Genomic DNA, 11,192 nt, shown 5'->3' on the forward strand with positions numbered 1-11,192 from the left:
CATCCGGCGGAGCGCCGGTCCGGCCTGCCACGTTGCACTCCGTGCAACCTCACGGTGCGGCATCCCGTCCCGCCCGGCGACGTCACCTGCCGCACGCCGGGGCGGCCCGGTCGACGCCCGCCCCGGCCCGGCGGCACGCGCTCCGGCCCGACGGCACGCGCTCCGGCCCGGCGGCACGCGCTCCCTCGGCCGAGGGATGGTCACCACGGCGCTGCAGTCCGTCAATGGGGGATACGAGAGGTGGGAAAAGTCGCGACTCCAGGGGCGCGGGCCCGGCACCCGGAGGCGAGGATGAGCCGAGCGCGTCAAGGCAGAGGGGGGACAGGATGGACCCGGACGACGGGAAAGGGCCGCACACCCCACCGGAGTTCGGGCCGGAGCTGCGGCGGCTGCGGCACGAACGCGGCCTGTCGCTCACGGCGTTGTCGCAGCTGGTCCACTACAGCAAGGGCTACCTCAGCAAGATCGAGAACGGCACCAAGCGCGCCACCCCCGACCTCGCCCGGCGGTGCGACGACGCCCTGCGGGCCGACGGCGCGCTGGTACGGCTGCTCCGGCCGGCCACCGACGGCCGTGCGCCGACGGCCGGCCCCGCGGCGGCGGAGGCGAGTCGCGGTGGGGGTGGGGGTGGGGGTGGGGGCCGTGGAACGGACGCGAACGGGCGCCCGGCGGGTGCTGACGACGACGGCGCGTGTCCGTACCCGGGCCCGGCGGCCTTCGGCGCCGACCAGGCACGCTGGTTCGCCGGGCGGACCACCGCGCTCACCGCGCTCCTCGATCGGCTGGCCGAACGAACCGGGCCCGGACCGCTGGCGCTCGTCGGACCGTCGGGGTCGGGAAAGTCCTCGCTGCTGCGCGCCGGACTGGTCCCCGCCCTGCGGGCCGGCTCACCGGGCGCAGGGGGTGCCCCGCCCCGGCGGGTGGTCGTCTGCACGCCGACGGCTCACCCGGCCGTGGCCCTGCGCACCGCCCTCGACGGCGCCGGCCCCGAGGACGCGCGGCCGGACGGCGGCCCGGCGGGTGCCGGACCGGCCCTGGTCGTGGACCAGTTCGAGGAACTGTTCACCCTCTGCGCCGACGAGCGGGAACGGCGCGCGTTCGTCCGCGCCGTCTGCGGGTTCGCCGGCGGACACCCGGCCGCCGTCGTGGTGCTCGGGGTCAGGGCGGACTTCGTCGGACGCTGTCTCGAACACCCCGAACTCGTCCCGGTGATGGGGCCCGCCGCCTTCCGCCTCGGCCCGGTGTCCGCCGCCGGGCTCCGCGAGGCGATCACCCGCCCGGCGGCGGACGCCGGACTCCGGGTGGAACCGGGGCTGGTCGAGATCCTGCTGCGCGACGTCGGTGTGCACGGGACCGGCCCGCCCGACCGCGGTGCCCCGCACGACGACACCCCCGACGACACCCCCGACGGCACCCTGCACGACGCCCCGGGGCCGGGCCTCCGGCCACCGGACGACCAGGCGGCCGACGGTCGGGGAGGGCCGGCCCCCGGGCCGGCGCACGATCCGGAGCCGGCTCCCGGACCCCATGGTGCGCTCCCGCTGCTCGCGCACACCCTGCTCGCCACCTGGCAGCACCGCACCGACGGCACCCTGACGGTCGACGGCTACCTGCGCACCGGCGGAATCCACGGCGCCGTCGCCGCGAGCGCCGAGCAGGTCTTCACCGCGTTCGGCCCCGCGGACCGGGAGGCGGCCCGTCGACTGCTGCTCCGGCTGGTGCGGGTCGGTTCGACGGGCGAGGACGTCGGCCGACCCGTCCCCCTGGGGGAACTCCCGCCGCACCGGCAGCTCCCACCGGCCCGCGGACCGGCCGACGGCGCACCGGCGGGCCTCGACGACAGGGGCGGGCCCGCCGGCCACCGCTCCGGCCCCGGACCGGTCGTCGAGGCCTTCGTCCGGGCCCGCCTGCTGACCGTCGGCCAGGACGGCATCGCCATCAGCCACCCGGCTCTGCTGCACTCCTGGCCGCGGCTGCGCCGCTGGGTGGCCGCGGACCGCGCCGGTCTGCTGGTCCACCGCAGGCTCGCCGGGGCCGCCGCCGCGTGGGAGCGCGAGCGGCGCGACCCGGACGGGCTCTACCGGGGGTCCAGGCTCGACGCCGCCCGGCAGTGGGCGCGGGACCCGGTCCACCGGAGCGGACTCAGCTGCTCCCAGCTCGCCTTCCTGCGGGCCGGCCGGGAGCAGGAGGAGCAACTGCGGCGCGGAGCCCGCCGCCGGGCCCGCCGCGAGCACCGCCTGCTCGCCGCCCTGGCCGGGCTGCTCGCGGTCGCGCTCACCGCCGTGACCGTCGCCCACCAACAGCGCAGCGACGCGCAGGACCGGAGCCGGGCGGCCGACTCGCGCGCGATGGCCGCCGAGTCCGCCGCACTCGCCGCAGGCCGCCCCGAGGCCTCGATGCTGCTCGCCGACCGGGCGTTCCGCCTCGCGGCGACCGCCGAGGCCCGAAGCGCCCTGATCAGCACCCAGGCGCAGCCGTTCGCGGGCCGGCTGCTCGGTCACACGGGCCCGGTGAACGGCTGCGCGATCAGCCCCGACACCCGTCTGCTGGCGACGGCGAGCACGGACGGCACGGTCCGGCTGTGGAGCCTGCCGGACCGCCGACCGATCGCGACCCTGACGGGGCACAACAGTCCGGTCCGCTCGGTCGCGTTCGGCCCGGACGGCCGCCTGCTGGCCTCGGCGGGGTCCGACGGGACGGTCCGGCTCTGGGACGTCGCCCAGCGCCGTCCGCCGATCGTGCTGCGCGGTCACGTCGGCCCGGTCCGCTCGGTCGCCTTCGGCGCGGACGGCGGCACGGTCGTGTCGGGCGGCGCGGACGGGACGGTCCGCGTCTGGTCCACCGCCGGCTGGGACGCCCCGACCGTGAGCGAGCCGGGCGATGTCGCGGGGGTCCGGACCGGCCCGGAGGGTCGATCGTTCGCCCCCGGCGCTTCGGACGCAGTGGTCCGCACGCAGTCCGCTCCCGGGCAGGAGGCCCAGACCGTTGCCGAACGTGGCCGTGCCGCGATGGCGCGGGCCACGGCCCGGAGCCGCTCGGGCGAGGCCGACCTGGCCGACCTGGCCGACCTGGCCGACCTGGCCGACCGCACGAGTCCCCCGGTGTCGCCCGCGCCCACGACCGATGCCGTCACCAGCTCCACCACGGAGTCCGCGGCCCCCCGTCGCCGCACCCCGCCGACCGACGACAGTCGCGAGGCCATCACCGCCACCACCGGCCCCGGTGGGACAGCCCGCGCCCTCTCGGACACCGCAACGGGCGCTGCCGCGACACCCCGGACCGGCGCCCGAGGCCGGTCCGGGGCAGAGGACGAAGCCAGCCCTACCAACCACTCGACCCCGCCCTCACCCGTCACCATGCCTGAGGACCTGTCGGCAGGCCTCCGCCTCCTCCCCGCACCGACCGACCCCAGCCGCGACGCCACGACCGCCACCACCGCCCCGGGCGGCACACACCGCACCGGGCCCGGCTCCGAACGGGGCGCCGTCACCACAGCCGGGCCCGGCCTGACGGACCTGGCCGGCCACGCAACCATCGCCGGGCTCCCGCCCGTACCGGAGGGCCCCCCGGCTGGTCCCTTCCGCCTGACCGCGCCGAACGCCCCGGCGCTCCGGGCGGACGCCTCCGGAGCCTCGGACGGGACGGTCCGCATCCCGTCAGTCACCGGCCCGGGCACCCCGGCCGTCGCCGGTCGGAGCGACGTCGCGGCGGCCCGGTCCGGCTCCCGGGGCCCGGCCGACCACGTGACGCTCCGGCCGTCTCCCGGCCCCACCGGCCCTGGCGAGACTTCGGCCGCATCCGTGACCGCTGCTCCCGGCGCCGTGCCGGACGACCGCGACGCCCCGCCCGACGCACCCACCACCCGCGTCACCGCCACCGTCACCGCACCCGGCGCCGTGCCGGAGGATCCGCCGGCCGACCGTCGTCTCCTGAGAACGCTCGGCGGCCACGAGGGTGAGGTCATGGCCGTCGCCGCCGGCCCGGACGGGCGGACCGTCGCCTCGGCGGGTGCGGACCGCACGGTGCGGTTGTGGGACGGCGTCACGGGTGCCGCCGGTGCCGTCCTGAACGGTCACGGCGGTCAGGTGCTCGGGGTCGCGCTCAGCGCCGACGGGCGGACCGTCGCGTCGGCGGGCACCGATCGGACCATCCGCCTGTGGGACGCCGTCACCGGCGCGGCCACGGCGACCCTGACCGGGCACACCGACGACGTCAACGCGGTGGCCTTCGCGGACGACGGCGCCACCCTGGCCAGCGCGGGGGGCGACGGCACGGTCCGGCTGTGGGACGTCGCCGGGCACCGGATGACGGCCGTCCTCGGCGGCCACACCGACTACGTCCAGGGACTCGCCGCCAGCCGGGACGGCACGCTGCTGGCGACCGCCGGGTTCGACCGGACGGCGGTGCTGTGGGACCGCGGGGCGGCGGCGCTGACCGCGCACCCCTTCGCGGAGGTCTGGCGTGCGGTGTTCAGCCCGGACGGCCGCACCGTCGCCGCCGCCGGCGCGGACCGCACCGTGCGGCTCTGGGACGTCGCGGCCCACCGGGAGACGGGCGTGCTCACCGGCCACGACGGCCAGGTCCTCGGCGTGGCGTTCAGCCCGGACGGGCGGCTGCTCGCCACGTCGGGCGCCGACGGGACGGTCCGGCTCTGGGACGTCGCCACGCGGCGCGAGCAGGCCAGGTTCACCGGGCACCAGGGTTCGGTGTTCGGCGTGGCGTTCAGCCCGGACGGGCGGCTGCTCGCCTCCGCGGGCGAGGACCGCACGGCCCGGCTGTGGAACGTCGGCCGACGCGTCCCGGAGGGGCTGCTGATCGGACACCAGGACTTCGTCAACGCCGTCGCCTTCGCCCCCGACGGCCGCACCCTCGCCACCGGCAGCGACGACCTGACCGTACGGCTGTGGGACGTCGCGGACCGGCGGCCGACCGCCACCCTGACCGGTCACACGGGGGCGGTGCGGGCGGTCGCCTTCGCCCCGGACGGCCGCACCGTCGCCAGCGGCGGCAACGACGGCACCGTCCGCCTCTGGGAACCCGGCACCGGCACGCCGACGGCCGTCCTCACCGGTCACGGCACCGCCGTCTGGTCGGTCGACTTCGGCCCGGACGGGCGGACCCTGGCCAGTGCCGGCGCCGACGGGTCGGTGCGGCTGTGGCGTCCGGACACCGGCGAGCGGTCCGCGGCGATCTGCGCGCTGCTCGGCCCGGTCGACCGCGCCCGCTGGTCGCTGCTGCTCCCGGGACTGCCGTACCGCCCGGGCTGCGGCTCGGACTGACCCCCTCGGGTTCCCGCAGTCCGGCCGCTGTTTCCCACGGGGTTTCCCGTTTCCCGCCGCAATGGGCGACGGCGGTCCGCTGGACGCGGCCGGACGTGCTTGCGAGGCTCAAACCGTCGCCCGGGACCGGAGTTCACGATCCGTCCGCCCCGCCCGGCGCTCCCGGGGGCCGAAGGTGCCCGGCCCGCCCGACGGGCCCGGCGCATCACGCCACGGCGCCCCGCACACCCTGCTCACCCCCCGGCACATCCGCCGCCGGGAACGCCGCCCGCGCGTTCCCGGCCCCACCCACCGCCGCCGCTCCCCCGCACCGGCACAGACCGCACCCCACCCCACCGAACCCCACCCCACCGAACCCCACCGAACCGCACGGAAAGGCCCCCGAACCGTCATGAACCTCCGCAGGAAGCTCGCCACCCTCGGCATCACCCTCGCGGCCGCCGCCACCACCGCGGTGCTCCCGGCCGGCACGGCCCACGCGGCCGCGGACTGCTGGGACGCCGGCTGGACCTACACCGGCACCGTCGGCGGCACCGTGAGCGGCAGCTGGCGCGTCCACAACTGCAACAACGTCCCCAACACCGTCGTCCGTTCGCAGCCCTCCGCCTCCTACCCGGTCACCGGCACGATGCGCAGCAACCCGAGCTGGTTCGTCTGTAAGACCGACGAGGGCGGCTACAACGGCGGCGGCCCCCACCCGTACCGGTGGCTGTGGACGCAGTCCGACACCGGCGGCTGGGGCTGGATGGCCGACAGCGCGATCTACAGCGAGACCAACCCCGTCCCGGACTGCATCACCGGCTGACGCACGACCGCCCGTACCGGTGCCCCTCAGGTGCACCTGGCACCGGGCACCGGCCGAACCCCGGCCGGTGGCCCGGTGGACGCGCAGATCGGCCCGGCTCCTCCGCGCGCCCGCAGCGGACGGCTCCTGGTGCACCGTGGTCCCGGCCGAGCCGAACAACGCCCGGCCACCGCCCTCGCCGGGGCCGGGCGGAGCCGGGCGAGGGCCTTCGGCGCCATGAGCCGGCGACGGCCGCGCGGACGGACACCGGCGACCACGGCGAGCACCGGCCGGAGGAACGCGGCAGCAGCGGGCGGACCGGCACCTCAGGGGACGTAGTACGGGCGGTGGTGCGCGGCGACCGGCGCCGACTGGTACGTCCAGACCCCGGCCGCGGGCGCGTCGCCGACCAGCCGCGCCAGGTCACCGACGGCCTCGCCCACCCGGTTCCCCGTCCCGGCCCCGGTCCCGGTCCCGACCTCGTTCCTGCCCTCGTTCCCGGCCTCGATCCCGGTCCCGGGGCCGTGCTCGCCGAAGGTGAGACGGATCCGGTCGGCCGTGCGGGCGTCGAGCGGATGGAAGCGGTAGGGCTGGTGGACGGTCAGCGGACCGGCGAGCAGCCGCCCGTCCGGGTCGGTGCCGTAGCCGGTGACCGGCGTGTTGACGACGGGCTCGCCGTCGAGGCCGGCGAGGTCCGCCTCGACGGCGAAGAGCTCCTCGTCGTGCCGCCGCAGCCCGGTCGGCCCGAGGCTCGCCCGGCGGCAGCTGAAGGCCCACCGGTCGTGCACGGCGGCCGCGTTGAGGGAGGGCAGCACGGCGCTGAACCAGCCCGGGTACTTGGGCTCGGCGTAGAGCCGGGTGCCGGCGTCGATCGCGAGCGGGTTGTCGCAGAGCACGTGGAGGCGGGCGATGCCGAGCAGCCGGGTCTGGTCGTGGCCACGGGCGTACTGGCCGTAGTCGACGGCCGGGATCCGGTCGACGGCGGACCGCGGGTGCGCGATCACGTTGATCTCCACCTCCTCGGTGATGCCGCCGCCGGTCGGGTACTGGGCGAAGTACAGCTGGTAGTTGAGGGAGACGCAGGCCCGGCCGTGGAAGTCGGCGGCGGCCAGCGCGGGGTGGCGGCCGGCCAGCAGCTCCCGCACCGGTCCCGGGTCGACCAGGTAGTCCACGCCGATGTTGTGCAGCGCGCCGTAGTGGAAGGGCAGGTGGTACGGCTCCGGCACGGGTGGCAGCGGCAGACCGGTCATGAGGGCTCCCTCGGAGGGGTCGAGGTCGGGGCAGAGGTCGGGGGCGAGGGTGGCGTCGGGGTCCGAACAGCGGCCGGCAACGGGGCCGGGGCCGGGCCGCCGCCCGTGACGACGGCGGGCCGGTTCAGTGCCGTCAGGTCGCGGTGGATGCGGTCGGCGCTGCGCAGGGCGAGCGCGGCCATGGTGAGCGAGGGGTTGGAGGTGCCGAGGGAGGGCATGGAGCCGCAGCCGACGGCGTAGAGGTTGGGGTGGTCCCAGCAGCGCTGCCACTGGTCGACCACCGAGGTGCCCGGCGCGTCGCCCATGACGTGGGTGCCGCCGGCGTGACCGGCGCCCCGGTAGCCGTAGGGCCGGCCCCCGTGCTCGAACCGGCCCGGCCAGCCCGGGGCGGCCTCGTAGCGGGTGTGGTCCTCGGCTCCGAGGAGCGCGAAGAGCCGGTCGGAGACGGCCCTCGCGGAGGCCATGCCGTCCCGGACGTAGGCGGACAGGTCGTAGCGGATCGCGGGGCGCGGCAGTCCGAGCCGGTCCGGGTGGCCGTGGTCGAGGGTCACCCGGTTCGCCGGGTCGGCGGGCTGCTCCAGCTCGAACTGGAGCGCGAACTGGCGGCCGAGGCGGTCCCCGACGCGCTCGCGCAGTTCCTTGCCGCGCAGCCCGGCGCGCAGCAGGGCGGCGGTCTCGGCCCCGGGCGGGCGGCCGGCCCAGGACCAGCCCCAGTTGCCGATCTCGATCCGGAACGGCGCCCGGCGGGTGCGGGCCGGACCGAAGCGGAAGGCCTCCAGGCCGCTGGTGGAGCCCGGCCCCCGGTACGGGCCGGTCGGTTCCGGCAGCAGGCCCCAGGTGAGCAGCGCGGGGTGGTCCATGAGGTTGCGGCCGACCTGGTCGCTGCGGCCGGCGAGACCGGAGAGGAGCAGCAGCCGGGCGTTCTCGATCGCGTGGGCGGCGAGGACGACGAGGCCGGCGCGGACCCGGTGGGTGGTGCCGGCGGCGTGGTATTCGACGCCGGTGGCCCGGCCGGTGGCGTCGACGAGGACCCGGCGGACCACCGCGTCGGTGCGCAGCCGGACGGTGGGCGCCCAGCGGGCCTGTGTGCGCAGCGGGGTGTACTTGGCGCCGGTGGGACAGACCGGGACGCAGGACGCGGCGCCCCGGCAGGGCTCCCCGTCGGGGGCCGCCCGGCCGTGCGGGTGGAGGGGGTGCGGCGCCCGGGCGGCGTCGGCACCGGCGTCGGGCCCGGCCGGGCGGCCGTTCCGGGCGTGCGGGGTGGTGCTGACGGCGAGGCGGGCGTCCTCGTCGGCGGCCGGGTCGCGGACGGTCCGGCCGTCGAGGGCGCGGGCGGCGATCCGGTCGAGGTGGCTCGCCGGGACGGGGCGCATCGGGAAGGCGTAGTCGTCGGGGATCGGCAGTCCGACGGCGCTGCGCTGCTGGGCGGCGTCGGCGGCCACGCCGAGTTCGCGCTCGGCCTCCCGGTAGTACGGTTCGAGGTCCTGGTAGCCGATCGGCCAGTTGCGGCCGTGGCCGAGGTCGGCGGTGCGGAAGTCCTCGGGGTGCATGCGCGGGGTGAGGCCGGTCCAGAGCAGTCCGGTGCCGCCGTTGGCGCGCAGGTAGCCGCTGGCGTAGGGCAGCGGGCCGTGCTGGAGCAGGTACCCGGTGGCGGTGAATCCGCCGTCGGGGAGGCCGGTCAGGTCGTCGACGTCCGGGGAGGGGGCGTCGGCGCTGCGGGGGTAGGCCGAGGTGGGCGTGCCGCCGCCGGCCGCCCGGTACGCGTCGGCGGTGGTGGCGGCGTCGGGGACGGCGTGACCGGCCTCCAGGACGAGCACCCGGTGGCCGTGCCCGCCGAGACGGTGGGCGACCAGCGATCCGGCGAAGCCCGCGCCGACCACGACGACGTCCCAGGGGCCGCCCTCCTCCCGCGGGTCGGCCGGCGGGCGGCTCACCGCCCGCCCCCGCCGTACGGGGCCCCGGCCCAGCTGCCGTGTCCGGGGGCGGTGCTGCCGGGGGCGGCGCCGTGGAAGGTGCGCCACATCAGGCCCCGGTCGTGCGCGCGGGCCGAGGAGGGCGGTTCGTCCGGCCAGCTTCCGACGTACCAGAGGTGGAGCAGGGCGTGCTCGTCGCGGACGCGGTGGGCGAGCAGGGTGCGGTGGTGCTCGTGCGCCACTCCGGTGGCGCGCAGTTCGGCCTCGTCGAAGCCGGTGAGTCCGGCGGAGGCGCGGAGGAAGGCGTCGAAGTCGAGGAGGCCGGGGCCGAGGTCCGACGGTTCCTCCGGGGGTGCCGGTTCCGCCGGGTGTGCCGGGCCTGCGGGCTCCGCCGGACCGGGCGGGTCGGCCCGGCCGGGTCGGTGGTCGTGGTCGTCGTGGTCGTCGATCGCTGGCAAACCGGTACCCCCGCGGTGAGCACGTCACGTCCCGAACATGACAGCCGATCGGACGAAGATCCGATCGTCTTCGGAGCGATCCTGCCCGGCCGACCCTCAGGCCCGGCACATCGAGCGGAATCGACCGGTCCTGCTCACCTCGGCCCCACTCGTCGATCGAACGGTGACCGTTCTCGCGTGTGATGGTGTGCGGTTCCGACAGGATCCGACCGCACGGAACCGCACCGGCACCTACGGAAGGCCGTCGGCCCGCACGGGAACCCAACGGACCGCACCGGCCACGAACGCACCGAACCGAACCGCACCGCACCGCACCACGGCCCCGCCGCGGCCCGCGGTCCCCCGGGTGGCGCAGCGCAGCGCGCGGGCGCCACCCCGGGCTGCGATCTTCGGAGCACGCGCGCCTTCGTCGCGCCGTCCGCCCGGTGTCGAGACCAGGAGGCCCCGATGTGGCAGGCTCCCCCCGCAGTCACCCCCTATCCGCGTGAGTGGCTGCCCGCGCTCGACCTGCCCGCCCCCGGACCGCAGAACCGGTGGACCGTCCTGCTGCGGCTCCTGCTGCTGATCCCCCAGTTCGTCGTCACCTGGGTGCTGTCGGTCGTGGCGTTCTTCGTCACGGTCGTGGGCTGGTTCGGTGCCCTGGTCCTCGGCCGTCTGCCCGGCTTCGCGGCCGACTACCTGTCCGCGTACGTCCCGTACGAGACCCGGGTGACCTCCTACCTCCTGCTGACGCACGACCGCTATCCGCCGTTCGCGTTCCGCACCCCCTCCTACCCCGCCCAGGTGGAGCTCCGGCCGGGCGAGCTCAACCGCCTGGCGGTGCTGTTCCGGCTGATCCTGGTCATCCCGGCCGCCGTCGTGCAGGGACTCCTGTACGCCGGGTGGTGGGTGGTCGGCTGGATCAGCTGGCTGGTGGTGCTGATCCTCGGCCGGATGCCGCAACCGCTGTTCGAGGCCACGGCCGCGATCCTGCGCTACCGGATGCGCTACATGGCCTATCTGCTGATGCTGACCCCCGCCTACCCGAAGCGGCTCTTCGGCGACGAGCCGGGCGAGGAACCCGGCGGCCCGGTGTCGGCGACCCGCCCCCTGGTCCTGAGCGGCGCGGGCCGCGGCCTGCTGGTGGCCTTCCTCGTCCTCGGGCTGCTGTCCGGCGCGACCAGCTCGATCACCGCGAACGTCACCTCCGACGACGATGACGAGGTCAAGCAGGTCACCGGCCCGCTGCGCCCCGGCCCGTAACGGGCGAAGGCCCCGGACGGGGCGAGGAACGGGACGGGTGGCGGGACGGGTCGCGGGGCCCCGAACGGCCGAGCGGCCGGCGGCCGCATCGCTCCGCAACGCCGCGCGGGCGGCGACCTGTTCCAGGGTCGGTCTGCCGTCACGGCCACTGCCGCGTCCTGTACGAACCATCGCTTTTCCTCCCGTTCGCCCGCCCCGTTCCAACTACGTCAACGTGTTCGCGGGCACCCTCGCCGACCTGGGCGGGCTGCAACCCCTGCACGACG

General features: G+C 76.9%; 6 protein-coding genes. 3 read left to right on the forward strand and 3 right to left on the reverse strand.

Features of this window, described 5'->3' with window-relative positions:
- Positions 1-326 precede the first annotated feature (326 nt).
- Positions 327-5,279: a helix-turn-helix domain-containing protein gene (locus tag ACFCX4_RS12845; RefSeq protein WP_376141362.1), complete on the forward strand. Its 4,953-nt coding sequence runs from the start codon at positions 327-329 to the stop codon at positions 5,277-5,279.
- Between the two features lie 391 nt (positions 5,280-5,670).
- Positions 5,671-6,084 (forward strand): hypothetical protein, encoded by a 414-nt coding sequence (locus ACFCX4_RS12850; RefSeq protein WP_376141364.1) that lies wholly within the window; start codon positions 5,671-5,673, stop codon positions 6,082-6,084.
- Between the two features lie 305 nt (positions 6,085-6,389).
- Here ACFCX4_RS12850 and ACFCX4_RS12855 read toward each other — a convergent pair whose 3' ends face one another.
- From ACFCX4_RS12855 to ACFCX4_RS12865, 3 genes are read right to left on the reverse strand one after another with little or no spacing between them, the layout of a single operon-like run.
- Complete coding sequence (locus ACFCX4_RS12855) at positions 6,390-7,313, reverse strand: hypothetical protein (RefSeq protein ID WP_376141366.1); 924 nt, start codon at positions 7,311-7,313, stop codon at positions 6,390-6,392.
- Positions 7,310-9,247, reverse strand: a complete 1,938-nt coding sequence (locus tag ACFCX4_RS12860) for a GMC family oxidoreductase (protein ID WP_376141368.1) — start codon at positions 9,245-9,247, stop codon at positions 7,310-7,312. Before ACFCX4_RS12860 ends, ACFCX4_RS12855 begins: the two co-directional genes overlap by 4 nt.
- Entirely contained in the window at positions 9,244-9,684 is a 441-nt protein-coding gene (locus ACFCX4_RS12865) for a hypothetical protein (protein WP_376141370.1), read from the reverse strand. The genes ACFCX4_RS12860 and ACFCX4_RS12865 overlap by 4 nt, the downstream gene beginning before the upstream one ends.
- Before the next feature lie 447 nt (positions 9,685-10,131).
- Here ACFCX4_RS12865 and ACFCX4_RS12870 point away from each other — a divergent pair, with 447 nt between their 5' ends.
- The gene (locus ACFCX4_RS12870; protein WP_376141372.1) at positions 10,132-10,926 is read left to right on the forward strand and encodes a DUF4389 domain-containing protein; all 795 of its coding nucleotides are present in this window, start codon (positions 10,132-10,134) and stop codon (positions 10,924-10,926) included.
- Positions 10,927-11,192: the final 266 nt, after the last annotated feature.

It is taken from the genome of Kitasatospora sp. NPDC056327 (genome assembly GCF_042261735.1).
GTDB lineage: Bacteria > Actinomycetota > Actinomycetes > Streptomycetales > Streptomycetaceae > Kitasatospora.

Bases quoted from the DNA above. Each gene is read 5' to 3' on its own strand.
- ACFCX4_RS12845 (WP_376141362.1), top strand. From the start codon at position 327: ATGGACCCGGACGACGGGAAAGGGCCGCACACCCCACCGGAGTTCGGG.
- ACFCX4_RS12850 (WP_376141364.1), top strand. From the start codon at position 5,671: ATGAACCTCCGCAGGAAGCTCGCCACCCTCGGCATCACCCTCGCGGCC.
- ACFCX4_RS12870 (WP_376141372.1), top strand. From the start codon at position 10,132: ATGTGGCAGGCTCCCCCCGCAGTCACCCCCTATCCGCGTGAGTGGCTG.
- ACFCX4_RS12855 (WP_376141366.1), bottom strand. From the start codon at position 7,313: ATGACCGGTCTGCCGCTGCCACCCGTGCCGGAGCCGTACCACCTGCCC.